Raw genomic sequence first — 25,184 nt, 5'->3', positions numbered from 1 at the left:
TTCGGGAATCAGGGATGGGATTGGATGAATTGCACGATGCGGCGCGCGGCTTCGAGGCATTCCTCGACCTCGGCCACGAGCGCCATGCGCACGCGCCCGGCACCGGGATTGCGGCCGCCGGATTCGCGCGCGAGGTAGCTGCCCGGCAGCACGGTCACATTGTATTGAGCGAGCAGGGCGCGGGCGAATGCCGCATCGTCCATGCCGAGGCGTTCCGGCACGCCGGCCCAGAGATAGAAGCCGGCGTCCGGCAGGGCGACGTCCATCACCTGCGCGAGCAGCGGCGTGACCTGCTCGAACTTGCGGCGGTAGAGGTCGCGATTCTCCTGGACGTGCGCCTCGTCGCTCCAGGCGGCGATGCTCGCGCCCTGCACGGCCGGCCCCATGGCGCTGCCGTGGTAGGTGCGGTAGAGCAGGAAGGCCTTCATCAGCGCGGCATCGCCCGCCACGAACCCGCTGCGCAGGCCCGGCACGTTGCTGCGCTTGGAGAGGCTGGTGAAGGCCACGAGGTTGCGGAAATCCGTCCGTCCGAGCCGGGCCGCGGCCTCGAGCCCGCCCAGCGGGGGCTCGTCCCGGAAATAGATCTCGCTGTAGCACTCGTCGGAGGCGATCACGAAGCCGTAGCGGTCGCTGAGCGCGAAGAGTTTTTCCCACTCGGCCAGCGGCATGACCGCCCCCGTGGGATTGCCCGGCGAACAGACGAAGAGCAACTGCGTGTGTTTCCAGACGTCCTCGGGAACGCCGTCCCAGTCCACCGCGAAATTGCGCGCCGGATCGCTGGGGGCGTAGTAGGCGCGGGCGCCCGAGAGCAGGGCCGCGCCTTCGTAGATTTGATAGAACGGGTTGGGGCAGACCACGGTCGCGCCTTCGCGCGTGGGATCGATCACGGTCTGGGCGAACGCGAACAGGGCTTCGCGGGAGCCGTTCACGGGCAGGACCTGCGTCGCGGCATCCACCGCGATGCCGTAGCGGCGCTGCAGCCATTGCGCGCAGGCTTCGCGCAGGCGGGGATCGCCTGCGGTGGCGGGGTAGCTGGCGAGACCGCCCAGGTGGTCCGTCAGGGCCTGCCGGATGAAGGCCGGCGTGGGATGGCGGGGTTCGCCCATGCCGAGGCTGATCGCCGGGAGGCCGGCGGGGGGCTGCACCCCCGCGAAGAGCTGCCGCAGCCGCTCGAACGGATAGGGCTGCAAATGGGTGAGCAGGGGATTCATGGGGCGCCATTATCGGGGCTGCGCGGGACGTCGCCCGGGCGGGCTCGGCGTATTCCCGCCTTGTCAATCGTCCGTAAGTGCCCGCCAATACCATGCGGAGGGCCACTACGATGGATGACGAGAAAAGAGGAGACAAGAGCATGGCTGCCTTCCTGCCGCTGCGTCCGGGCGTCCGGCTTCTGCGCGGACTGCGGATTCCCGCCAAGCTGGCGCTGTGCACGGGCGTGGCACTGGCTGCGCTGGGCCTGACCGTGTGGGCCTGCGCCGCATGGGGCGCGGCTGCCGGCGCCGGGATGGCCTCGGCATGGGGGGCGATCCTGGTCTATCTCGGCCTGGCGCTGGCGGCGGGGCTGTCGGATGACCTGGGCCGCGTGGCCGAGGCCATGGAGGCGGCCGCGCGCGGCGACCTGTCCCGCTCCGTGCCGTCCGGCGGACGGGACGAGCCGGCGATGCTGGCGCAGTCGCTGGCCCGCATGGTGGTGACGCTCTCCTCCATGGTGGCCGACATCCGCAGCAATGCGGCGCTGGTCGCGCATGCCGGCCACAGTCTGGCCGTGGACAACCGGGCCCTGGCCGAGCGCACGGAGCAGCAGGCCGCGAGCCTGGAGCAGACCGCCGCCAGCGTGGAGCAACTGGTGGCCGCCGTGCAGCAGAACGCCCAGACGGCGCAGGCGGCGGACCGGCGGGCGTCGGAGCTGCGCGCGGCGGCCGACGAGGGCACGCAGGCCATGGGCCGCGCCGTGGATTCGGTGCAGGCGATCCAGCAGGGCGCACGGCGCATGGCGGAGATCACCGGCGTGATCGATTCCATCGCGTTCCAGACCAACATCCTGGCGCTCAATGCGGCCGTGGAAGCCGCCCGCGCGGGCGAGCAGGGCCGCGGTTTCGCGGTCGTGGCGGCGGAGGTGCGCACGCTGGCCCAGCGCTCGGGCCAGGCGGCGCGCGAGATCCGCGACCTGATCGGCGATTCCGTGCGGCAGGTGGAGGCGAGCGCCGCGCTCATGCGCGCCGCGGGCGACGGCATCGGCGGCATGGCGGAGGGCATCCGCGGCGTGGCCGCCCACGTGAGCGAAATTTCGGGCTCGGGCGCCCAGCAGAGTGCCGGCCTGGCGGAGGTCAGCGCGGCCGTGCAGCAGATCGACGGAGTCACCCAGCACAACGCGCGCATGGTGGGCCATGCCGTGCAGCAGGCGGAGGCGCTCGGCAGCCGCGCCGCCACGCTGGCGAAGGCGGTGCAGGCCTTCCGGCTGCAGCAGGGGACGGCCGACGAGGCGCAGGCCCTGGTGGCGCGTGCCGCGGCGCAGCGCGCGGCCGCCGGGTCCCGGGAGGCATTCCTGCGGCAGCTGACCGATCCGGCCCAGCCCTTCCATGACCGGGACATGTATGTCTTCGTGCTGGACCGGGCCGGTACCTACCTGGCTTTCGGCGGCAATCCCGCCAAGGTGGGCACCCGGGTGCAGGACATCCCCGGCATCGATGGCGCGCGGCTGGTGGAGGACATCGTGGCGCAGGCCGAGCGCGCACCCGGCTGGGTGGAGTACGACATCACCAACCCGGCCACGGGCAAGGTGCAGACCAAGATGTCCTATGTGCAGGCGCTGGAGGGCGCGTACCTGGGCTGCGGCGTGTACAAGTCGCTCGCGGCCCGGGGATGAACCACGGTGCGGGCACCGGCTGGTGCCCACCGCGCGGCAGTCACTGCGTTCCGCCGCCCCGGCGCTCGCGGGCGCGTGCCAGGGCTGCCGCGATGGCAGCGCGGCGGTCTTCGGCGGACGGCTGGATGCTCGAGGCCGGCGACGCAGGGCGAATGTCTTCCTGCAATGGCGCGTGCCCGGACTGGACCGCGGGCGCTGCGGTGGCATGGTCCGGTTCCAGGGCGGAGGCCGTTGGGGCCCGCTCCGCGTCCGAGGCCGTGCGCAGGCGGTGCACCTGGTAGCGCTGCCGGGCCCGGCCGGCCTGCGTGGCGGACCATGCGGCCCATCCCGTGGCATCGCCGGTGGCGTTCTCCATCGCGATGCAGTCCACGGGGCACACGGGAATGCAAAGCTCGCATCCGGTGCAATGGGCCTCGATCACGGTGTGCATGCGCTTGTGGGTGCCCAGGATCGCATCCGTGGGGCAGGCCTTGATGCACAGGGTGCAACCGATGCAGGCCAGCTCGTCGATCACGGCGAGGCCGCGGGGCCTTTCGGCGCCGCACTGCGGGTCGAGCGGCAGCGGCGCGCGCCCGGTGAGCGCTGCCAGGCGCGCGACGCCCTCGGCGCCTCCCGGCGGGCACCGGTTGATGTCCGCCGTTCCTTCAGCGACCGCATCCGCATACGAGGCGCAGTCGGGGTACCCGCAACGGGTGCACTGCGTCTGCGGCAACGCCGCATCGATCCGGGCCGCCAGGCCGCCGCGTGGGATGGCGGCAGCGGCGGGAGACGCCGTCAAGCCTTCTTGGGCGCGCTGCGCCGGCTGCGCGCCTGCGGTGCGGCGGTGGCGGTCGGCAGTTCCTCGGACAGCAGGTCCGCGGGCGCGGCGGCAGCTCCGGTGCGGCGGCGGGGCGCGTCTTCGCTGGGCACGGAGGCGCTGTCCACCGTGGTGGCGGGCTGCGGATCGTGGGCGAGGATGAAGTCCCGCACCTGCGGATAGACGATCTCGCGCCAGCGGCGGCCGCTGAAGATGCCGTAGTGGCCCGCGCCCTTGACCTCGAAGTGGCGGCGGTCCTTCTCGGGGATGGCCGTGCACAGGCCGTGCGCGGCTTCCGTCTGGCCCGAGCCGGAGATGTCGTCCAGTTCGCCTTCGATGGTCAGCAGGGCGGTGCTGCGGATGTCCTGCGGTCGAACGCGCTCTGGCTGGCCCTCGGGCGAGCGCACGTCCCAGGTGCCGTTGACGAGGCCGTAGTCCTGGAAGACCGTCTTGATGGTCTCGAGGTAGTAGTCCGCGTCCATGTCGAGCACGGCGTTGTATTCGTCGTAGAACTTGCGGTGGGCCTCGGCGCTGGCGTCGTCGCCCTTGACCAGGTCCTTGAAGTAGTCGTAGTGGCTCTTGGCGTGGCGGTCCGGGTTCATGGCCACGAAGCCCGTGTGCTGCAGGAAGCCCGGGTACACGCGGCGCCCGGCGCCGGGGAAGCTGTCCGGCACGCGGTAGATGACGTTGTTCTCGAACCACTCGAAGCTGCGCTGCGTGGCGAGGTTGTTCACCGCCGTGGGCGATTTGCGCGCGTCGATCGGGCCGCCCATCATGGTCATGGACAGGGGTGTCTTCTCGCCACGGCTGGCCATGAGGGAGACGGCCGCGAGCACCGGCACCGTGGGCTGGCACACGCTCATCACGTGGCAGTTGCCATAGCGGGACTGCAGCAGGCGGATGAATTCCTGCACGTAGTTCACGTAGTCGTCCAGGTGGAACTCACCCTCCGACAGCGGCACGAGGCGGGCGTTCTTCCAGTCGGTGACGAAGACCTTGTGGCCCTGCAGCATGGTGCGCACGGTGTCGCGCAGCAGCGTGGCGTAGTGGCCCGACAAGGGGGCCACGATCAGCACCGCGGGCTGGCGCTTGATGGTCTCGAGCGTGCCGGGGTTGTCGCAGAAGCGCTTGAAGCGGCGCAACTCGCAGAAGGGCTTGTCCAGCTCCACCCGTTCGTGGATGACCACCTCGTGGCCGTCCACCTGGACGGTGGAGATGCCGAACACCGGCTTCTCGTAGTCCTTGCCCAGCCGGTACAGCAGGTCGTACCCGGCGGACATGCGCTGGGCGTAGGTCGTGTGGCTGAACGGCGAGACCGGGTTGCTGTAGATCTTGGAGACGGTCTGCGCGAGTTCCGCGAACGGCTCCATCAGGGAACGCTGCGTTTCGTAGAGGTTGTAGAGCATGGGGGCGGCTCGGCGAAAAATGTTGCAGTGCAATATAGCAGCAGTTCGCGCCGGGCGTGTGGCGTGAAACTACGGATAAGGAGTCGCCAATGCGACAGTCGGATGCATCGATCCAGCAACGGATGGTTGCTACTGTTTTGATAGCTGTAAGCTGAAGTAACCACGCGGTGGGCGTGCCTTTTGGGCCTCCGGGAGGTCAGGCGTGGTCGCGCAGCCACGCTTCGAATGCCTCGCGCGAGCTGTTGCGCAGCGCCCGCCGGAAGGTGGTGCGGTCGCCCAGGTAGAGGCAGTGCCGTATCACGGTGTAGGCATTGAAGCTGGTCTGCGGGTTGGCTTCCTCGAAATGCTGCTTGTAGCGCTTCACGGTGCCCAGCGTGGCCCGCAGCAGGGTGTTGAACCGCGCCCGGGTGATGCCGGGCGCCCATCCGCGGATGTCCGCCACGAACAGGTCCACCTTGCGCGGATCGAAATCGCTGTCCTTGAAGAAATGGTTGGCGATCTTCAGGAAGGTGAAGGCGTTGAGCTCGCTGCCGGGCGGCGCCGGCCGCTCTTCCTGGGGCCCGGCCGCGGCGGCTTCCGGCTCCGTGGCATCCGGCAGCTCGGTTTCGTCCGGGGCATGCCGCAGTCCGGCCTCGGTCTCGTCGCGGATCTGGCGGAATTCCCGGTCGGCCAGCTCGAACAGGGCCGAAAGCACGTTGATGCGGCGCTTGAGCTGGCCCGGAATGGCTTTCTTGTACTTGATCTTGTGGTCCAGCACGCTCCAGGAGTCCTGGATGATGGTGCGCACCTGCAGCTCGAAGGGCTGGGCGGCGTAGGCCGCATGCTCCGGCAGGCCGGCCTGGGCGGCGTTGAGGCGCAGGTCCAGGTGCAATCCCTTGTAGCCGAACGAGCCCTCGGTGCTTTCCATGGCCGACACCTTGTCGGTCACGTCGATCACGTCGAAATGCGACCGTACGGCCTGGGCCACTTTTTCCAGCTCGTCCTCGTACAGGCAGACCACCCGCACCCCGATCAGGTCGGTGATGTAGTGCCGGATTTCATAGGGCGTGTTGCTTTCTTCCAGCGCCGCACGGTATTTGCGGGAGAACTTCGCGATACATTCCAGACGGTCCTTGACGCGGCCTTCCACCTTGGTGATATCCAGGTGGGGCGTGCGCGAGAGGATGGACTGCAGCAGGGCGATATAGGAGGCGCAGGCATATTGCAGGGCGGGTAGCTCCTGCTCATAGAAGGCTTCGAAGCCTCTTTCTTCCCTGGAAAAATCGAGCGACGGCATGAAAAAGGCAAAAGTACCGGAACGAAGGCTGCAGGGCGAAGGATACCGCCTGCCGGCAGGCGGGCGCTGCAATCCGTGCCGCGCACCGGCGCGTGCCGTTGCGCCGTTGCCCTGCGGGGGCTTGCCAGCGCAGGCCGGCCGTGCCACGCTGCGCTGCGCATGAGCCCCCTTCCATTCCTCCGCCGTCCGGGCCAGCGCTCCCCAGGCAGTCCGACGCGGTTCTGGCACGTGCGCCTGGCGTTCGCGCCGCTGCTGTCGGCGGCGTTGCTGGGAATCACCTACCTGTACTGGCACCATGCCGACCAGCTGCAGGAAACCCGGCGCCGCCAGAACTTCGACGCGGCGGCCGAGCGGGTGGTGTCGGCGCTGCGCGACCGCATGGGCGCCTACGAAATGGTGCTGCGCGGCCTCAAGGGCTATGTGGATGGCTCCACGTCGATCGAGCAGGGCGAATTCTCCGCCTACGTGCATGCGCTGCAGATGGACCAGACGCGGCCGGGCCTGCAGGCCCTGTGCCTGCTCGAGCAGGTGCCGTATGAAGGCCTGCGGGCGCATGTCCAGGCGATGCGGGCGCAGGGGCTGGACCGCTACGAGGTGCGCTCGCGCGGGGACCGCGGCGCCTATGCCGTCATCTCCCGGGTGGAACCGCGCACCCGGGGCAACCTGACCGCGCTGGGCTTCGACGTTGCCAGCCTGCCCGCTGCCCGCGAAGCCCTGGACCGCGCGCGCGATTCGGGGGCCCTGGCGCTGTCCGGCCTCTGGAGCGTGGGGGGCGACGACGATCCCGGTCTCATGATGTTCCTGCCCGTCTATGCCGGCGGGGGAACGCCGGCCACGCAGGAAGCGCGGCGCGCGGCCATCCGGGGCTGGGTGGCGGCGCCGTTCCGCGTGGCGGCCGTGGCCGGCGCCCTGCTGGGCGAGCTGGACCCGGGCGTGTCGCTGCGCATCCAGGATGGCCTGGCCGGCGGCAATGCCGATGCGGACGTGGGAGAACTCTACAACTCCCGCGATGCGGCGGAGCCGGCCCCCCATCTGTCCGGCGAGCGGCTGCGGGCGGCGCGCGTGCTGATCGTGGGCGGCCGGCCCTGGACGCTCACCATGGAGCCCCTGCCGGCGTTCGACCACCGCCTGGGCCGCGACAACTACGCGCTCATCGCCTGGCTGGGGGCGTTGTTCAGCGTGCTGGCGGGCTGGTTCATCGCCATGCAGGCCACCGGCCACCAGCGCGCGCTGGCCCTGGCCCAGTCGATGACGAGCGAGCTGCGCACCGCGCGCGACAACCTGGAAGGCATCCTGCAGGCCGTTCCGGACCTGCTGTTCGAACTGGACGCCGGTGGACGCATCCATTACCACCGTTCGGCCCGGTCCGACCTGTCGGCCGAACCCAGCCAGGCATTCGAAGGCCGGATGCTGGCGGAGGTCCTGCCGCCGGGCGTGGCCTCGGAGTTCATGCAGGCACTGCGCGAAGCCGAATCCCAGGGGGTGTCGCTGGGTCGGCAATACCACCAGGACACGGCCATGGGGCAGCGCTGGTTCGAACTGTCGGTGGCGCGCCGGCTCGGTGTGGACTCCGCCGCAGGGCAGGGCGGCGGCACCTCCCGCTATGTGGCCCTGGCCCGGGACATCACGGCGCGCCGCGATGCCGAGGCGGCCATGCACCGCATGGCGTACTACGACGCGCTCACGGGCCTGCCCAACCGGCGCCTGCTGTTCGAGCAGTTGCAGGACGCGCTGGACCAGGCCCGCAGTGGCGGGCGCATCGGCGCCCTGTTCTTCATCGACCTGGACAATTTCAAGCAGCTCAACGATGCCCGGGGGCATGCGGCGGGCGACCGCCTGCTGGTGCAGGTCGCACGGCGGCTGGAGCGCCTGCTGCAGGGCTTCGGCAGCGTCGTGCGCATCGGGGGCGACGAGTTCGTGGTGCTCATCCCCCGCATCGCCAACGGCATGCAGGCCGGCGTGGATGCCGCGGGAGCCATGGCAGCGCGGCTGCGCGAGGGAATGGAGGCGCCGTACGACCTGGGCAGCACCTACTATTCCGTCACCGCCAGCACGGGGGTGACGCTGTTTCCCAAGGCCGGCGAAACCGTGGAGGATCTTCTGCGCGAAGCCGACACCGCGATGTACCGCGCGAAATCGTCCGGCGCCCACCGCGTGCGATTCTTCGAGGCGGACATGCAGGCGGCCGCGCAGGAGCGGCTGTCGCTGGAGCAGGACCTGGCGCAGGCGATCGCCGACGATGCGCTCGAGATCCACATCCATCCCCAGATGGACCGGGACGGGGCCGTGTGCGGCGGCGAACTGCTGCTGCGCTGGAGGCATCCGGCCCACGGCAATGTGTCGCCCGCCCGCTTTGTCGCCATCGCGGAGGAGTCCGGCTTGATCCTGCGCCTGGGCGCGCGCGTGATCCGCCGCGCCTGCGACGCGCTGGCGCAATTGCATGCGGCGGGGCTGGACATGACGATTTCCGTCAACGTGAGCGCCCGCCAGTTCCGCCAGGACGATTTCGTCGCCTACGTGCGCGATGCACTGGCCTACAGCGGTGCGCCGGCGTCGCGGCTGATTCTGGAAGTCACCGAGACCCTGCTGGTGGAGAACTGGCAGGATACCGCGCAGCGCATGGCGGAGCTGGTGCGTTTCGGGGTGCGCTTTTCCATCGACGACTTCGGCACGGGCTATTCGAGCCTGGCCTACCTGAAGCGGCTGCCGCTCTATGAACTCAAGATCGACCGGAGCTTCGTGCAGGACGCGCCGGTGAATCCCAACGATGCGGCCATCGTGCGCGCCATCCTGTCCATGGCGCAGCACCTGCGCCTGCGTGTGGTGGCCGAAGGGGTGGAAACCGAGACCCAGGCGGAATTCCTGGCCCGGCACGGCTGCGACGCGATGCAGGGCTATCTGTACGCCCACCCCCTGCCGCTCAAGGAGTGGATCGACACGCAGGTGGGTGCCGCGGCGGTCTGAACCGCGGCCCGAGGTAGTCAGGCGGCCAGGGCGTCCGCCGCGACCCGCGGCGGCGTGCGTGCGATGGCCATCACCTCGTGCGCGGGCAGGTGCTTGAGGCGGTGGTCGCTCCAGACCTGCCGCCACCGCCGCGCGCCGGGCAACCCGTTGCGCAGGCCCAGCATGTGGCGCGCGACGGAGTACCAGGAGGTGCCGTGCTGCGCCGCCTCGCGCGCCATGTAGTCCACCATGGCCTCTTCGGCGGCCTCCCGGGTGAGTCCGGACGCGGCATCGCCGAAGTACAGCGCATCCCAGCGGGAGAGCCACCAGGGGTTGTGGTAGGCCTCGCGGCCGATCATCGCGCCGTCCAGCCCGCCGCCCAATGCTTCCTGCACCGCGGCATCGGTCGCGAGACCCCCGTTGATCGCGATCACGAGATCCGGGAACTCGGCCTTGAGCCGGTGCACCACGTCGTAGCGCAGCGGCGGGATTTCACGGTTCTCCTTGGGCGACAGGCCTTCGAGCCAGGCATTGCGCGCATGCACGATGAACACGCGGCAGCCGGCCTCGGCCACGGTGCCGACGAAATCCCGCACGAAGGCGTACTCCTCGCTGCGGCCGATGCCGATGCGGTGCTTGACGGTGACGGGCACGCTTACCGCATCCACCATCGCCTTCACGCAGTCGGCCACCAGGCGCGGCTCGTTCATCAGGCAGGCGCCGAAGGCCCCGCGCTGCACGCGCTCGCTGGGGCATCCGCAGTTGAGATTGATCTCGCCATAGCCCCAGCGCTCGCCCAGCCGCGCCGAATGCGCGAGGTCGGCCGGCTCGCTGCCGCCCAGCTGCAGGGCGACCGGGTGCTCCTCGGCGTTGAAGCGCAGGTGCCGCTCCACGTCGCCATGCACCAGCGCGCCGGTCGTCACCATCTCGGTGTAGAGCAGGGCATGGCGGCTCAGCAGCCGATGAAAGTAGCGGCAGTGGCGGTCGGTCCAGTCCATCATGGGGGCGACGGACAGCCGCCAGGGGCTGGATTCCTGCGGGTTTCCTTGTGTATCAACGACTTGCGTCGGGTTCGGCAACATCTTGGCTGGTCCTGTTTTCGACGGGTTGGCCCACTTTTGCTATCAGGGCGCTGCATGGTGCGGCAAAGGCCGATGCGTGCCCGTGGGTACGGCTCAGAGCCGGCTGGCGCAGGCCGGCAGCCGAAAAAGTGGCCGAGAAGTGACTCCGGTGGGAGTTGGTCCAGGATTATGTCAGCGTGGCCGAAAACGGCACCGGGTGTTCCCGCGCCGCGCTGCAGGCCCCAGGCGTGGACAATGGCGCTTCCGGCGTGTGCCCTCTCTCGGGCTGAATCGTCCACCCGCGCAAGGACGACTCCCAAATGCAACTGCCATGGCGGCTCGCCGCGTCGTTCTGCCTTGCGGCGTCCTGCCATTGCACGGCGGCTGCGCAGCCCGTGGTCCATGTCGCGGTCTATCTCGGCGCTGCCGGCTGCGACGATTGCTCCGAGACCGCCAGGGAAGCGATCGAGGCCATGGGGCCGTCCTACAAGGTCGATTTCATCGGCCCGAAGGAGGCGCGCGACGTCACATCTGCCACCTTGCGCGGCTATGCGATCTACGTGCAACCCGGTGGTGGGCAGGACATCCCGGCCGCGTTGCGGGCAATGGGTGAACGGCGGATCGCCGCCGTCCGTGATTTCGTGTCGCGGGGTGGCGGCTATCTGGGCCTGTGCATGGGCGCCTATCTGGCCGACCGCGACAACATGGGCCTGATTGAGGACGAGGTCGATGGCGAGGTCGGCCGTCCCGGTTTCCCGGTCACCACCAGCGATGAAGTGGCCGTGTCGGTGCGCTGGAAGGGCCGGCTCGAGAGCATTTTCTTCCAGGACGGCCCCTATTTCCAGAAGAGCGCCCGGCGCGGCTTCCGCGCGCTCGCCACCTATGGCAATGGCGACGTGGCCGCCGCCCGCTACACCTTCGGCCGGGGCACCGTCGTCCTCAGCAGTCCGCACCCCGAGGCGGACAGGAGCTGGTTCGAACAGGCCGGCATCCCGCTGGACAGGATGCCCGGGACACCGGTCCTGCGCTCGCTGTTCGACGAGTTCGGCCGGTAGTTTCCCGGCCCACCGCATCGTGGGGGAGCCATCGCGGCTCGTTTGACCGGGCAGGCGCAGCAGTTAATAATAGGTGCCTATGTATTAACTGTGAGGCTCCGATGAGCGATGCACATGTCGTTGTGGTGGGCGCCGGGCCGACCGGGCTGATGCTGGCCTGCGAATTGAAGTCGATGGGCGTCGATGTGGTGCTCATCGAGAGGCGCCCTCGAGGCACCTCGGGGGAATCCCGTGCGCCGGGCATCAATGCACGGACCATGGAGGTCTTCGCCCAGCGGGGGCTCGCGGGACAGTTCATCCAGAGAGGCCGTCCTTTGTCCGCAGTACTCTTCTCGGGCATTCCCATGGCTCCGAAGGCCTTTGACCGAGACTGGCCGGACGCTCTGATTCTTCCGCAGCACGAGACCGAGCGCATCCTGACGGAGCGTGCCATCGGGCTGGGCGTGGACATCCGCTGGGGCGTTGCACTCCTGCACGCGTCACAGGACGAGACGGGCGTGCACCTGCTGGTGGCCGACGGGTCTGGAAAGACCTGGTCGCTGTGCTCCGACTATGCCGTCGGAGCGGATGGAGGCCACAGCGTCGTGCGCCGCAGCCTGGGCATCTCCTTCGACGGGGATGACCCGCTATCGCATTGGCTGGTGGCCGACGTCGAGCTTGCGGCACCGCCAACGGAGCAACAGGCGTTCGGACGAAACAGCAAGATCGGTACGTACCAGGTATCGCCGGTCGAGCCTGGCTGGCACCGGGTCAGCATGATGAAGATCGGCCCGCCCGTCGACAGCAAGGCGCAGGTCACGCTGGGCGAACTTCGCGAGGCCATGTCGGATGGTCTCGGCACGGACTTCGGCCTCCGGTCCGCGCGCTGGATGTCGAGGTTCACCGATGGCTTCCGGCAGGCCGCTCGATACAGGAGGGGCAGGGTCTTCCTCGCCGGCGATGCGGCGCACACGCATTCGCTCATCGGGGGGCAAGGCCTGAACCTCGGCATCCAGGACGCAGCCAACCTGGGCTGGAAGCTCGCCCGGGTGGCCCTCCACGGCGCGCCGGACGCGCTGCTGGACACCTACCAGGAAGAGCGGCATCCGGTTGCCGAAGGGGTGCTGGAGCTTGCCAGGGCCCAGACGTTGCTCATCAAGCCGGGGCGGCAGGTGGACGCCTTGCGCGGCGTGGTGGCAGACATGCTCGCGGCGCCGGAAGTCGCGCGCAGGTATGCCGGTGCCCTCAGCGGCCTTTCGTTGCGCTATGGCTGGGGCGACGGCGGACACCTCCTGCTGGGTATGCGCGTGCCCAACCTGCCCACACCGAGGTCTGTCCTCGGTGCGGACGTCTTCTCCCTGATGGCCAGGATGCCCGGGCAGTTCCTGTGGCTGCAGGCCCAGGCCGGCATCGGGCCTGCGGACGCGATGGCCGCTTCTCTGCCTGGAGTCGAAAGGGTGGATGTCATTGCGCCTGCGGGATGGCACATTCCTGCCATCGGCACCGTGCCTCCATTCACCTGCCTTCTGGTCCGGCCGGACGGATATGTGGCATATGTCGGCGACACGGAACCGCAGACCCTGGCCAGCGCAGGCCTTCTGCACGCGCTCCGAAAATGGCAGGGGTAAGCATATTCCCCCGCTTTCCCATGCCACCGAACAAGACCACGCATTCGCCCGAACCGGACCCCCTCGCGGCGCCTTCGTTTCTCATCAAGCTGGTTGCCCAGGAGCTCGGCAGGCGTGCCGAAGCCGGTCTGCGGCCCATGGGCGTGGGCATGGGAACCCTGCCGGTGCTCACGGCCCTCAGGACCGGGCAGGCGACGACCCAGGCCGAACTCGCCCGTTTGCTGCGCGTCGAGCAGCCCTCCATGGCGCAGACCCTGGCCCGGCTGGAGCGCGACGGATTCATCCGGCGGACCGTCCATCCCGCCAACAAGCGCGTTCAGTGCATCGAACTGACTGCGGAAGCGCTGAAGGTGTTGCCCAGGAGCAAGGAAGTGCTCCAGGCGGGGAACGACACGTCGCTTTCCGGTTTTTCCGATGCGGAGAAGACGCAACTCCTGGAATTCCTCAAGCGGATGTATGCCAACCTCAGCGAGTGATGGACAGGGCATGCCCTTGCGGAACCCCGCCTGGAGAGCATGGCTCCGCTGTGCGAGAGGGAGTTTGTGGTCTCGGTGACTGAGCGCGTTTTGCTGTTGCGCGATGGCGTCTTGAATGCTTTTGCCTGATTGCATGGCGCAACAGCGAATCTGCCATGGGGAATTGTTAGAAACGAACCGAAGGCTGTGATCGAATCATCTCTCAGCGTATTAGATTTTGCTCAACGCTAGCGAGGAAACTGCATTGTCGGGTTTCATGACCCCATTGCATGGCCAGTGAATATTTTTTAACATGATTGCCGCAGCAGGGCGACGCGACGCCGCGGTCCAGCATGTCCTTGCTCGCTGTAATTATGCGGTTCCCGGGTGAAAAAATGCACTGGCTCGTCAGTGCGAATAATAACGTCTACTGGAGGAATATCATGGTTTTGTCGAACTGGCCTCTCGCTCGCCGGCTTTCCCTGGCATTCGCTGGCGTGATCGGGGTTTTCCTGGTGGTTATCGGCGTGGCGATCAAGAGCCAGAACGAGCTCAAGAAAGCTGATGAAATGAATCAGCACACCTATGTGGTCCTGGGTGTCGGGCAGGAGATGCTCGAGAGCATGGTGAACATGGAAACGGGTGCGCGAGGTTTCCTGCTGGCAGGGGAGGACCGGTTTCTCGAACCCTGGGCCGCCGGCATCAAGAGCTTCGATGCCGCCTGGAACAAGGCAAAATCCCTGACTTCCGATAATCCAGCCCAGCAAAAGCGCCTGGAGGACATGCGGACCCGGAAGGCAGAGTTCGTTTCCATTGTCGAGAAAATGCAGGGGCTCCGCAGGGAGGTCAATAGCGGCGCAATTTCCTGGGAAGATTTCCTGGCCGAGTTCAGGAAGGGCCTCGATAAGGCCGCCATGGATGGATTCCGTGCGCTCGAAGGGGATTTCAACAAAATGGAGCAGGACCTGCTCGCGGTTCGCTCCGACGCGCTGGACGGTGCCCGGCGCACTACCTTGATGCTCGAGTTCGGCGGGTCGGCATTGGCAGTGGCCATGGCGGCGCTCCTTGGAATGTGGGTCATCCGGTCGATCACCAGGCCGGTTTCACAGGCCCTCGACGTGGCGCAGGCTGTGGCAGACGGCGACCTGACCACGCACATCGATGTCGCCGCCCGGGACGAGGTCGGCACCCTGCTGCTGAGTCTCAAATCCATGAACGAATCGCTGACGCATGTCGTCACGCGGGTGCGCGAAGGCAGCGAATCGGTGGCTGCCGCGAGCACCCAGATCGCCCAGGGCAATTCCGACCTTTCGGTGAGGACGGAGCGCCAGGCCAGTGCGCTGCAGCAAACCGCCGCGTCGATGGAGCAACTGGGCTCTACCGTGAAGCAGAATGCAGACAACGCACGGCAGGCCAACCAGTTTGCCCAGGACGCCAGTGTGGTGGCGACGCGGGGAGGCGAGGTGGTGTCCCAGGTGGTGGAGACGATGAAGGGCATCAGCGAAAGCTCGCGGAAGATCGCCGACATCATCAATGTCATCGACGGCATTGCGTTCCAGACCAACATCCTCGCGCTGAATGCGGCGGTGGAGGCAGCCCGCGCGGGGGAGCAGGGACGCGGTTTCGCGGTGGTGGCTGGAGAGGTGCGCAGCCTGGCCGTGCGAAGCGCCGAGGCGGCGAAGGAAATCAAGGACCTCATCAACACCAGCGTCGCGCGTGTCGAGATGGGCGAACAGCTTGCGGATCGGGCTGGCAGCACCATGGGCGAGGTGGTCGGCAGCATTCGCCGGGTGACCGAGATCATGGGCGAAATCAGTGCAGCCAGCGGGGAACAGAGCGCCGGCGTCAACCAGGTCGGCGAAGCCGTCATCCAGATGGACCAGGTCACCCAGCAGAACGCCGCGCTGGTCGAGGAAATCGCAGCCGCAGCCGCCAGCCTCAGGGCCCAGGCGCAAGACCTGGTACAGGCCGTGGGCATCTTCAAGCTGGAGCATGCAGGCATGGGCCAGCCCATCTTTTCGAGCACCGACCGGGCGCTGGCGCCCTGGAGCAGCTGACACGTCCCGTCCGGCACCGGGGTGGACACGCTTCGGGCTGATCCACTCGCTCCTCCTCATATCCCACGAGATGGGGACTTGCCAGTCACCTGCGTTGCATCCGCGGCGCCGGAAGGGGCTTTTCATCAGAAATCAAGTAGCGGGCGGTTACGCTCTGCTCAACTGTCGCATTGCATTTTGTCGATTCGGCTGCACCGGCGAATCGTCTCAATGTCCCTGTCTCCTTTTTCGCGCCTCCATCCGGCCTGCTATGCGCTGGTCGTCGATGACCATCCACTCGTCGCGCAGGGCATGGCCGATTTTCTGGGCCTGCACGCGGCTGTCGCCGAGACCCGCCATGCCTTCGATGCCACCAGCGCACTGCGCATCGTCGCCGCGCAGGGCCCCCCCGTGCTGGCTCTCGTGGATTTCTGGCTCGCCGAGGGCGCGTCGACCTCGTTCATCGCCAACCTCGTGGCGATGTCTCCGGGGACCCGTGTGCTGGTGACGAGCGCGGACGCGCATCCGGCCATCGCGTTGAAGGCCCGTGCCAGCGGTGCCCATGGGTTCGTGCACAAGAGCGAATCCCCCGAGACCTACCATGCGGCCGTGACATCGGTGCTCCGTGGCCAGGTCTGGTTCGATGCGGACGCGTCAGCCTTGCCCTCACGGCCTTCGGCCGGGTGCATGGCGCCTCGCGAGATCCGCCTGTCGCCTGCCGATATCGGTCTGACACCCCGACAGGGTGAAATCCTCGCGCTCGTCCTGGACGGTCTGCCGAACAAGCCGATTGCTTCCTCGCTTCACCTCTCGGAGCACACCGTGAAGGAACATCTCACGGCGATCCTGCAGAAGCTCGAGGCCCGCAACCGCGTGGAGCTCATCGCCAAGTTGCGCGGTGTTCGCATCGATGGCGCCTGAACTGCGCGGGGTGGCGGAAGGTGCGCGGCGGGTGAGGTTCTCACGAGGCGAGCCGGATCTGCCGTGATTTACCGGAAGGTTTGCCCGAGCCCCAATCCTCCCCAGCCACAATCCCCCTTGACCTGGTAGTAATCGATGATGTTGGTGTTCTTGTCGGCCCAGAATCCGATCTGGCATGCCGGCTGAACACGCTCGGTCCGGTAGTGCTCCACATATACCGGGCGCCCTTGTGAAGTATCCATGGACGAGCCCACCAGCTTTTGCTGATCGTAGGCTCCCCTGCGTTTTTCGAAGAAATAGAATTTATGGCCGTAGAACTTGCTGCTGGGATCGACCTTGGTTTCGGTACCCACAAGCCAGGGGTTGCCGAATACCTTGTAGGCTTCCGCAATGTTCTTCCCCATGAGGTTCTCTGCGGCCTCCCGCTCCGGGGCAAGGGTTGAACATCCGGATATCGCCGCGGCCCATGCTATGAAAAGTGTAGCAATAGCCAGTTTGGCAGATTTTCCAGTGTGTGGGTGGATGAGTTGCATATCCATCGCAGTTTCTCTTTTACCGGGACTGAAGGACTAGTACCGCACGAAATAGGGATCGGTGCATTCGGTGAACACCACTGCACAGTTCGCTCTGCCGCTGTCCTGGCAGTCCTTGAGGGCCCGTGATCCGGCAACCTCCTTGTTCTTTCCTGTGTTCGTGAAAACACCACGCTGCGCGCTGGAGCCGGAGACGGCAATGCACTGGTTGAAGAACGTCGCGTCCACCTTGCAGTCGGATGCGCCCTGGGCCTGGCATCTTGTCAGGGCATCCTGGCGTGCGTCTGCTTCCGAGTTCTTGCCTTTGGAGGACCAGGCTCCACCCGCCTGGTTGGAACTCACCAGGGCTCCCCAGGTTTTCACCCAATGGCCTGTCGGCCGCGGAAGCGCACTGTCTCCGCTATCGCCGCTCGGACCGCAGCGCGCGCTTCCGGCGGCCACGCCGGAGGGGCATGCGGTCTGGGCATGCAGGCTCGAGACCGCGATAAATACCGTGAGAAGCAGGGGGCAGGTCGTATGGAACTTCATGTGCATGCTTTCCTGTCTCAGTCCGGCTTGCCTGCGCCGGGTACGGGAAGCTGGCACTGGGGGCTGCCTGCCTGCACATGGTTGGCTTTGGCCTTGGCCTGCACGTCCTTGAAACCCTCGGCGTAGAGGGTATCGAAGGTCGCCTGGGAGACGCCGTCTGCCAGGTAGAGCCGGCGCGTCTTTTCCTTGTGTGCATCGACCTGGGCCTGGTTGAGCTTGCCGCACACGAAAGCCATCGCTGCCGCTTCGCCGGTGGACCTGATCGCTTCCTTGTTGAATTCGCTGACGCCCTGCGCTTGCGCCAGCGGTAGGCATGCGATCGTGAGCAAGGCAGCCAGGATAGGGCAGAGGCGGGACATCTCAGATTCCTTGTTGAACAGGTTGCGATGGGGCTGAACTGGAAGCCAACCCCCCCGGGGCTGGCGCTGCGCGGCGCGCGCCGGTGGAAGGTGGGCATTAGAACCCGGCCGCGGAATATGGATGCAACCAGATTCAACAGAGATGCCTGAATGCCCGGGCGCAACGGGGCAGCCTGCCGCCAGCCTGAGGGCATGCAGCACGGCCCTATCATGGGCAGGACCTGCTGGCCCGGTGCCCAGGGTTCCATGCTGCAACAGGGAATTTTTCCGCGAAGACTGCGACCACCATGCCACCCCATCACTTTCCCAAGCCGGCGGCATCGCGGCTGCTGGCGACGATCACTGTGCTGTTGACCATGTCGTGGTCGGCCTGCGCGGGGGATGCCACCGGGCAGCCGGCACCATACGGAAGCGGTACTTTGCAGCCGGGTGAATACATGACGGAGCGGGGCTGGGGGCGCCTTGTGCTCAAGAGCGAGAGAGGCGTGATGGCGTTTTCGCTCGAAACGACGACGGGTGACAACCTGTGCACGCTCGATGGAACCATCGACCGGGGGCAGGGCATCGCCAGGCAAGACGGTGGGCGCTCTTCCTGCATGGTGGGCTTTGGCGTTAACGCACGGGAGGTAGATGTCAAGGCCGCTACTCCGGCCGAGTGCAGGGATTTCTGTGGCTACAACGGGAGTTTCGCTGGACGGTATTTGCGGGTGAAGCAAGGCTGCGGCAGGGACGAAGTCGATCACACGCGTGCTGCGTTCCAGCGTCTTTACGACCAGAGAAACTTCAAGGCGGCCCTCGCCACCCTGTCTCCTGTGCTGGAGAACTGTTCGGTGACCCTGGACTGGGAAGACGAGGGGGCCATTCGGAACGACCTGGCCATCACGCAATACCGCAACGGGCTTCATGCGCAATGCCTGGCGACACTCGCCAGATATGCAGAGGATGCGGCAAAGGACGATGATGCGGCGGTGGATGGCTGGACGCCTTCCCTTGCGGAGCGCTACCTGGAGATCGTGCGCGCGGCCCGGACGAACATCGGCCTGTGCCGCAAAGGGGCGACGCGTACGCGTCCCGGCTAAACGCTCTAGAATCCGCTCCCGAAAATTGCCTATCCAAGGGCGCCCTCCTCGCGGCGCTCACCGGGCATGTCCCCCCCTGACAATGGTTCGCCGGATCGTCATCGTCTTCATGCTCTTGCTGCTGCCGCTCCAATGGACGGCAGCGCAGTTCCATGGGTCGTCTTCGTCTGCCGAGTCGGTCGCGAAGGGGGCTGCCTCTGTCCAGAAGAAGACCGCCGACGAGGCGGGCAGCCTTCATTTTTCCGAAGACCGCGGCATTCCCTGTCCATTCCACAACGTCGCCCAACCCTCGGCGGTCGGCGACCTGCCGAATCCGTGGTGCCCCACGCAGCAGGCCTCGAATGCGTGGGTCGTTCCCAGGCATCTCCGGCACCAGGGCACGGGTGCTGCCGACGATATCGAGCGCCCCAAATGGCCCTTCCTCGCTCCATCGACGGTGGACGGCGGGAGAACGATCGCCTGATTGACTGCGCCCCTGCGGTCCACCGAAGTTTTCTTCACTTCGGAGACCCAGGTGTCCCATACCAGACCATTCATCGCAACGGCCTGCGCCGCCCTGCTGGCCGGCGTGCCCATCCTTCCTGCGCCCGCCCATGCGCAGTCCCTGATCACCCCGCGCGGGACCACGTCCACTGAATCGGCGGCCCCTTCCCTGGCTCTGGCGGAAGCCATTGCGCTGGCGCTCGCCAGGAACCCTGCCATCGCCGTGGCGCAGCGCGAGTTCGATGCGACGCGCGGCGCCGTGCTGCAGGCCGGCATGCGCCCGAACCCCGAGCTGTCCGTTCAGCAGGAGGATTTCAAACAGGGGCGGCGGACGTCCACCGTCCAGATCACGCAGTCGCTGGAGCTCGGCGGCAAGCGGGCCAGCCGGACAGCTGTCGCCGAGCGGATCAGCGCGCAAGCGGCTGCCGACATCGAGCAGGCCCGTGCGGACGTGCGTTCCCAGGCCATCGTCGCCTTTCATGAAGTGCTGGTCGGCCAGGAACGCCTGCGGCTGGCCCAGTCTGCGCTGCAACTGGCCAGCGGCGATGCGGAAGCGACCGGCAAAAGGGTGCAGGCGGGCAAGATCGCCCCGCTGGAGGAGACGCGGGCGAAGGTCGCGCGTGCCGCGGCGCTGGCAGAAGTGGCGCAGGCGGAAGGCGCCCTGCGCGCCGGCCGCCAGAGGCTGTTCTCTCTCTGGGGCGACATGGGCCGCAGCGGGACGGCGCTGGTCGGCCACCTGGACCTGCCGGCCGAAGGCCTTGCCGACGAGGCGGTGTTCGCGCGGATGGCCGCATCGCCGGCACTCCTGCGTGCCCGGCTCGAGCTGGAGCGGGCGCAGGCCGCCGTGGCGCTCGAACGCTCGCGCCAGGTCGTGGACGTCGCGGTGTCCGTCGGTGTCAAGCGCAGCCAGGAGAACGGGGTGACGGCTGCCGTCGTGGGCCTGACCGTGCCTCTGCCGGTGTTCGACCGGAACCAGGGCAACCTCGCCGAAGCGCTGGCACGCGAGGAGAAGGCCCGCGAAGAGCTGAATGCGGTCGAACTGAAGCTCGCGTCCGATATCGCGCAGGCCCGGGAGCAGTTGCGGTCCGCCCGTGCCGAGGCGCAGACATTGCAGCAGGACGCGATTCCCGGTGCGCGAGAAGCCTACGAGGCCGCGTCGCGGGGATTCCAGCTGGGCAAGTTCAGCTACCTGGAAACGCTGGATGCCCAGCGCACCCTGGTCGGCACCCAGGCCCAGTTCCTTCGCGCGCTGCTCGATACCTACCGAGCCGTAGCCGAACTGGAGCGCCTGCTCCACATCACGGACGCGTCGTCCACCCTCCTGAATCCTTCCAGGCCCTGAACGCCATGCAAAAAAATACCGATACTTCCACGGGCAAGGTCCAGGCCAGCCATGTGGTCCTGGCCATCGTCCTGGTCTTCCTGACGGCCATTGCCGGGTTCTTCATCCTCCGCCCCGCGAAACCCGGTGGCGCCGATGGGCACGCGGCCGTCGCGCGGCCCGCCGACGAGCATGGCGAGGGCCATGCCGGGGAACCTGAGGAACATGGCCACGAGGAGGGCCATGAAAAAGGCCGAATCGCCTTCTCGGACGAGCAGGTCAAGTCCTCCGGCGTGGCCGTCGAAACGAGCGGGCCGGGAGTGATCGAGACCCGCACCCGGCTGCCCGGTGAAATCCGGTTCAACGAGGACCGCACGGCGCACGTGGTCCCCCGCGTCGCCGGTGTCGTCGAAAGCGTCGGCGCCGATCTGGGGCAGCAGGTACGCAAGGGCCAGGTTCTGGCCGTCATCTCCAGCGTGGCGCTGTCCGAGCAGCGCAGCGAACTGCTGGCCGCACAGAAGCGCCTGGCCCTGGCCCGTACCACCGCGGACCGCGAGCGCAGGCTGTTCCAGGACAAGATTTCGGCCCAGCAGGATGTCCTGCAGGCAGAGCAGGTTCTGCACGAGGCGGAGATCGCCGTCGCGAACGCCGGCCAGAAGCTGCGGGCACTGGGAGCGGCTGCCAGCTCCGGCGATCTTGCGCGGTTCGAACTGCGGGCGCCCTTCGATGGCATGGTGGTCGAAAAGCACATTGCGCCGGGCGAGTCGGTGAAGGAAGACGCGAATGTGTTCACCATCTCCGACCTCTCCACGGTGTGGACCCAGATCAATGTGACGGCGGCCAACCTGCCGCTGGTGAAGGTCGGGGAGCCCGTGGCCATCCAGGCGACGGGCTTCCAGCATGAGGCGACAGGCAAGGTGTCGTATGTCGGCGCTCTCATCGGGGAGCAGACGCGCACCGCCACGGCGCGCGCGACGCTGCCGAATCCCGAGATGGCGTGGCGTCCCGGATTGTTCGTCACGGTGGAACTGGTCACCGGGAAGACGGCCGCGCCCGTCACCGTCACTGCGGACGCGATCCAGACGGTGGAGAACCGCCCGACCGTGTATGCGAAGGTGGACGGCGGATTCGAGGCGAGACCTGTCAAGACCGGCCGCGCCGATGGCCGGCGCGTCGAGATCCTCGACGGACTGGCCGCCGGCACCGTCTATGCCGGCAGGGGCAGCTTCGTCGTCAAGGCACAGCAGGGCAAGGGCTCCTCGGGCCACGAACACTGAGAAGCACCATGTTCGAGCGAATCATCCATTTCTCCATTGCCCATCGCTGGCTCGTGATGCTCGCCGTCGCGGGCATGGCCGCATTGGGCATCTACAACTACCAGCGCCTGCCCATCGATGCGGTGCCGGACATCACCAATGTCCAGGTGCAGATCAACACGGCGGCACCCGGCTACTCCCCGCTGGAGACGGAGCAGCGGATCACCTATCCGATCGAAACGGTGATGGCGGGGCTCCCGGGACTGAAGCAGACCCGGTCCCTGTCGCGCTACGGGCTGTCGCAAGTCACGGTGATCTTCGAGGACGGCACGGACATCTATTTCGCCCGCCAGCTGGTCAACGAACGCATCCAGGCCGTGCGCGAGCAGATGCCCGAAGGCGTGGGACCCGTGATCGGACCGATTTCGACGGGCCTGGGCGAGATCTACCTGTGGACCGTGGAGGCCGAGGAGGGCGCACGGCGCCCGGACGGCAAGGCGTACACGCCCACCGATCTGCGAGAGGTCCAGGACTGGATCATCAAGCCGCAACTGCGCAATGTGAAGGGCGTGACCGAGATCAACAGCATCGGAGGATTCGCCAAGGAGTACCAGGTGGCGCCGAGTCCTGAAAAGCTCCATGCCCATGGCCTGACGCTCGCCGATGTCGTCACGGCCCTGGAGCGCAACAACGAGAACGTGGGGGCCGGCTACATCGAGCGCCGCGGCGAGCAGTACCTGATCCGGGCGCCCGGCCAGGTGCGGACCATCGAGGATGTCGGAAACATCGTCGTCAGCAACGTGGCGGGCGTTCCCATCCGCATCGGCGACGTGGGCGAGGTGATCGTCGGCAGGGAGCTGCGCACCGGAGCGGCCACGGACAATGGCAAGGAAGTGGTTCTCGGCACGGTGTTCATGCTCATCGGAGAGAACAGCCGCACGGTGTCGCAGGCCGTGGACCGGAAGATGGAGGAAATCAACCGGACCCTGCCTGCGGGCGTGAAGGCCGTGACGGTCTATGACCGCACGGTGCTCGTGGACAAGGCGATCGCCACGGTGAAAAAGAACCTCCTTGAGGGCGCGATCCTGGTGATCGCCGTGCTCTTCGCATTCCTCGGAAACATCCGCGCGGCGCTGATCACCGCCATGGTCATTCCACTGGCAATGCTCTTCACCTTCACGGGGATGGTCTCGCAGAAGGTCAGCGCCAACCTCATGAGCCTCGGAGCACTGGACTTCGGGATCATCGTGGACGGCGCTGTGGTGATCGTGGAGAACTGCGTTCGGCGACTGGCCCATGTGCAGCAGGCATCGGGGCGGGCGCTCTCCTTGAAGGAGCGGTTCGCCGAAGTGTTCGAGGCCGCCCGGGAAGCCCGGCGCCCGCTGATCTTCGGCCAGCTCATCATCATGGTGGTGTATCTGCCGATCTTCGCGCTGACGGGGGTCGAAGGGAAGATGTTCCATCCCATGGCCTTCACCGTCGTGATGGCGCTGCTCGGCGCGATGATCCTGTCGGTGACCTTCGTTCCGGCCGCGGTCGCGCTTTTCATCGGCAGGCATGTCGCGGAAAAGGAAAACCGGATGATGGCCTGGCTGCGCGGACGCTATGAACCGCTGCTGGAGCGGGCGCTCGGCGCGAAGCTGGTGGTGCTCACGGCGGCCATGGCGGCCATCGTCCTGTGCGGGCTCATGGCGACGCGCCTGGGCACCGAGTTCGCCCCCAACCTCAGCGAAGGAGACCTCGCGATCCAGGCCATCCGCATTCCGGGAACCAGCCTCAGCGAATCGGTCGCGATGCAGCAGAAGATCGAGGTCGCCGTGAAGGCGAAATTCCCCGAGGTCCGGCGTGTCTTCGCGCGGACGGGAACTGCGGAGATCGCCTCGGATCCGATGCCGCCGAACATTTCCGACGGCTACATCATGCTGAACCCGGTGAGCGACTGGCCCGAGCCGCGCAAGACCCCGGCGGAGCTGCGGGATGCCATCCAGGAGGAGGTCGGGAAGATCGCCGGGAACAGCTACGAGTTCTCGCAGCCCATCCAGCTGCGCTTCAACGAACTCATCTCCGGCATCCGCAGCGACGTCGCGGTCAAGATCTTCGGCGACGACATGGACGTGCTGGACAGGACGGCGGCCGAAGCCGCGGCCGTGCTCGCGAGGCTGGATGGCGCGTCGGAGGTGAAGGTCGAGCAGACCACGGGCCTGCCCGTCCTGACGGTGGGCATCGACCGCGCCAGGGCCGCGCGCTATGGCCTGAACATCGCGGACGTGCAGGGCACCCCGGCGACGGCCGTGGGCGGCCGGCGCGCGGGCACGATGTTCGAAGGCGACCGCCGCTTCGACATCCTGGTGCGCCTGCCGGAGGATGTCCGGACCGACCTGGAGGCGATCCGCCGGCTGCCCATCGCCCTGCCCAGGAACGGCAGTGCCGCGACGTCTTTCATCCCGCTGGGCGAGGTGGCTTCCCTGGACATCGCGCCGGGGCCCAACCAGGTGAGCCGCGAAAACGGCAAGCGCCGGATCGTCGTCAGCGCCAATGTGCGCTCGCGGGACCTCGGCTCCTTCGTGTCGGAGGCACAGGCGGCGATCCGGCAGGTCGCGCTGCCCTCCGGCTACTGGGTGGAATGGGGCGGCCAGTTCGAGAACCTGCAGTCCGCGGCGAGCCGCCTGAAGATCGTGGTGCCGGTATCGCTCGGCCTGGTGTTCGTGCTGTTGTTCGCCATGTTCGGCAACGCGAAGGACGGTCTGCTGGTGTTCACGGGGATACCGTTCGCGCTGACGGGCGGGGTCCTCGCGCTCTGGCTGCGCGACATCCCGTTGTCCATCTCCGCGGGCATCGGGTTCATCGCGCTGTCCGGGGTGGCGGTGCTCAATGGCCTGGTGATGCTGTCGTTCATCCGGCAGCTGCGCGAAGAGGGCATGCCGCTGCCCGAGGCGGTACGTGCCGGCGCGGTGCAGCGCCTGCGGCCGGTGCTCATGACGGCGATGGTGGCATCGCTCGGCTTCATTCCCATGGCCGTGGCCACGGGGACCGGGTCGGAGGTGCAGCGCCCGCTGGCGACGGTCGTGATCGGCGGCATCCTGTCTTCCACCATCCTGACGCTGCTGGTGCTCCCGCTGATCTACAGCATGGCGCACCGCCGGGACGGCATGCCCGCCAACGGTGGCCCGGAATCCGCGAACTGAAGAGGCAACGCGGTCCCA

General features: G+C 67.2%; 20 protein-coding genes. 12 read left to right on the top strand and 8 right to left on the bottom strand.

Going from position 1 to position 25,184, the window contains the following annotated elements; genetic code table 11:
- Positions 1-8: 8 nt before the first annotated feature.
- Positions 9-1,211, bottom strand: a complete 1,203-nt coding sequence (gene dapC / locus ACGHC0_RS14520) for a succinyldiaminopimelate transaminase (protein WP_415265948.1) — start codon at positions 1,209-1,211, stop codon at positions 9-11.
- Between the two features lie 140 nt (positions 1,212-1,351).
- On the opposite strand from dapC, the gene ACGHC0_RS14515 reads away from it, so the two are divergent.
- Positions 1,352-2,866 carry a methyl-accepting chemotaxis protein gene (locus ACGHC0_RS14515; protein ID WP_368351653.1) on the top strand — a complete coding sequence of 505 codons (1,515 nt, stop codon included), beginning with the start codon at positions 1,352-1,354 and terminating at the stop codon, positions 2,864-2,866.
- A 40-nt stretch (positions 2,867-2,906) separates the two neighbouring features.
- On the opposite strand, the gene rsxB is transcribed toward ACGHC0_RS14515, so the two are convergent.
- The 3 genes from rsxB to ACGHC0_RS14500 all read right to left on the bottom strand — a co-directional run bounded on the left by rsxB (position 2,907) and on the right by ACGHC0_RS14500 (position 6,344).
- Positions 2,907-3,644 carry an electron transport complex subunit RsxB gene (gene rsxB / locus ACGHC0_RS14510; RefSeq protein ID WP_415265947.1) on the bottom strand — a complete coding sequence of 246 codons (738 nt, stop codon included), beginning with the start codon at positions 3,642-3,644 and terminating at the stop codon, positions 2,907-2,909.
- Positions 3,641-5,068: a polyhydroxyalkanoate depolymerase gene (locus tag ACGHC0_RS14505; protein ID WP_368351651.1), complete on the bottom strand. Its 1,428-nt coding sequence runs from the start codon at positions 5,066-5,068 to the stop codon at positions 3,641-3,643. The genes rsxB and ACGHC0_RS14505 overlap by 4 nt, the downstream gene beginning before the upstream one ends.
- 196 nt (positions 5,069-5,264) lie before the next feature.
- On the bottom strand, positions 5,265-6,344 hold the full coding sequence (locus ACGHC0_RS14500) for a GTP pyrophosphokinase (RefSeq protein WP_415265946.1): 1,080 nt from the start codon (positions 6,342-6,344) through the stop codon (positions 5,265-5,267).
- A 159-nt stretch (positions 6,345-6,503) separates the two neighbouring features.
- On the opposite strand from ACGHC0_RS14500, the gene ACGHC0_RS14495 reads away from it, so the two are divergent.
- The gene (locus ACGHC0_RS14495) at positions 6,504-9,308 is read left to right on the top strand and encodes an EAL domain-containing protein (RefSeq protein ID WP_415265945.1); all 2,805 of its coding nucleotides are present in this window, start codon (positions 6,504-6,506) and stop codon (positions 9,306-9,308) included.
- A gap of 17 nt (positions 9,309-9,325) precedes the next feature.
- On the opposite strand, the gene dusA is transcribed toward ACGHC0_RS14495, so the two are convergent.
- Positions 9,326-10,369, bottom strand: coding sequence for a tRNA dihydrouridine(20/20a) synthase DusA (dusA, locus tag ACGHC0_RS14490; protein WP_415265944.1), 1,044 nt, complete (start codon positions 10,367-10,369; stop codon positions 9,326-9,328).
- A gap of 299 nt (positions 10,370-10,668) precedes the next feature.
- On the opposite strand from dusA, the gene ACGHC0_RS14485 reads away from it, so the two are divergent.
- The 5 genes from ACGHC0_RS14485 to ACGHC0_RS14465 all read left to right on the top strand — a co-directional run bounded on the left by ACGHC0_RS14485 (position 10,669) and on the right by ACGHC0_RS14465 (position 16,422).
- Positions 10,669-11,403, top strand: coding sequence for a BPL-N domain-containing protein (locus ACGHC0_RS14485; RefSeq protein ID WP_415265943.1), 735 nt, complete (start codon positions 10,669-10,671; stop codon positions 11,401-11,403).
- Between the two features lie 101 nt (positions 11,404-11,504).
- Positions 11,505-13,010, top strand: a complete 1,506-nt coding sequence (locus ACGHC0_RS14480; protein WP_415265942.1) for an FAD-dependent monooxygenase — start codon at positions 11,505-11,507, stop codon at positions 13,008-13,010.
- A gap of 20 nt (positions 13,011-13,030) precedes the next feature.
- The gene (locus tag ACGHC0_RS14475; RefSeq protein ID WP_368351645.1) at positions 13,031-13,486 is read left to right on the top strand and encodes a MarR family winged helix-turn-helix transcriptional regulator; all 456 of its coding nucleotides are present in this window, start codon (positions 13,031-13,033) and stop codon (positions 13,484-13,486) included.
- A gap of 422 nt (positions 13,487-13,908) precedes the next feature.
- Complete coding sequence (locus ACGHC0_RS14470; RefSeq protein WP_368351644.1) at positions 13,909-15,522, top strand: methyl-accepting chemotaxis protein; 1,614 nt, start codon at positions 13,909-13,911, stop codon at positions 15,520-15,522.
- Between the two features lie 210 nt (positions 15,523-15,732).
- Positions 15,733-16,422: a LuxR C-terminal-related transcriptional regulator gene (locus ACGHC0_RS14465; RefSeq protein WP_368351643.1), complete on the top strand. Its 690-nt coding sequence runs from the start codon at positions 15,733-15,735 to the stop codon at positions 16,420-16,422.
- A 68-nt stretch (positions 16,423-16,490) separates the two neighbouring features.
- On the opposite strand, the gene ACGHC0_RS14460 is transcribed toward ACGHC0_RS14465, so the two are convergent.
- From ACGHC0_RS14460 to ACGHC0_RS14450, 3 genes are read right to left on the bottom strand one after another with little or no spacing between them, the layout of a single operon-like run.
- Positions 16,491-16,961 (bottom strand): hypothetical protein, encoded by a 471-nt coding sequence (locus tag ACGHC0_RS14460; RefSeq protein WP_368351642.1) that lies wholly within the window; start codon positions 16,959-16,961, stop codon positions 16,491-16,493.
- A gap of 30 nt (positions 16,962-16,991) precedes the next feature.
- On the bottom strand, positions 16,992-17,483 hold the full coding sequence (locus ACGHC0_RS14455) for a DUF4189 domain-containing protein (RefSeq protein WP_368351641.1): 492 nt from the start codon (positions 17,481-17,483) through the stop codon (positions 16,992-16,994).
- 17 nt (positions 17,484-17,500) lie between these two features.
- Positions 17,501-17,842: a hypothetical protein gene (locus ACGHC0_RS14450; RefSeq protein ID WP_368351640.1), complete on the bottom strand. Its 342-nt coding sequence runs from the start codon at positions 17,840-17,842 to the stop codon at positions 17,501-17,503.
- A gap of 287 nt (positions 17,843-18,129) precedes the next feature.
- Here ACGHC0_RS14450 and ACGHC0_RS14445 point away from each other — a divergent pair, with 287 nt between their 5' ends.
- From ACGHC0_RS14445 to ACGHC0_RS14425, 5 genes are all read left to right on the top strand, one after another.
- Positions 18,130-18,921 carry a hypothetical protein gene (locus ACGHC0_RS14445; protein WP_415265941.1) on the top strand — a complete coding sequence of 264 codons (792 nt, stop codon included), beginning with the start codon at positions 18,130-18,132 and terminating at the stop codon, positions 18,919-18,921.
- An 82-nt stretch (positions 18,922-19,003) separates the two neighbouring features.
- The gene (locus ACGHC0_RS14440; protein ID WP_368351638.1) at positions 19,004-19,384 is read left to right on the top strand and encodes a hypothetical protein; all 381 of its coding nucleotides are present in this window, start codon (positions 19,004-19,006) and stop codon (positions 19,382-19,384) included.
- Between the two features lie 51 nt (positions 19,385-19,435).
- Positions 19,436-20,746, top strand: coding sequence for a TolC family protein (locus ACGHC0_RS14435; RefSeq protein ID WP_415265940.1), 1,311 nt, complete (start codon positions 19,436-19,438; stop codon positions 20,744-20,746).
- A gap of 5 nt (positions 20,747-20,751) precedes the next feature.
- Complete coding sequence (locus tag ACGHC0_RS14430) at positions 20,752-22,002, top strand: efflux RND transporter periplasmic adaptor subunit (RefSeq protein WP_368351636.1); 1,251 nt, start codon at positions 20,752-20,754, stop codon at positions 22,000-22,002.
- A gap of 8 nt (positions 22,003-22,010) precedes the next feature.
- Positions 22,011-25,166, top strand: coding sequence for a CusA/CzcA family heavy metal efflux RND transporter (locus ACGHC0_RS14425; RefSeq protein ID WP_415265939.1), 3,156 nt, complete (start codon positions 22,011-22,013; stop codon positions 25,164-25,166).
- Positions 25,167-25,184 lie beyond the last annotated feature (18 nt).

The organism is Acidovorax sacchari, assembly GCF_042847045.1.
Taxonomy (GTDB): Bacteria; Pseudomonadota; Gammaproteobacteria; order Burkholderiales; family Burkholderiaceae_C; genus Paracidovorax; species Paracidovorax sacchari.
Note: the sequence above shows the minus strand (reverse complement) of the source record. Positions and strands in the feature narration are given on the sequence as shown.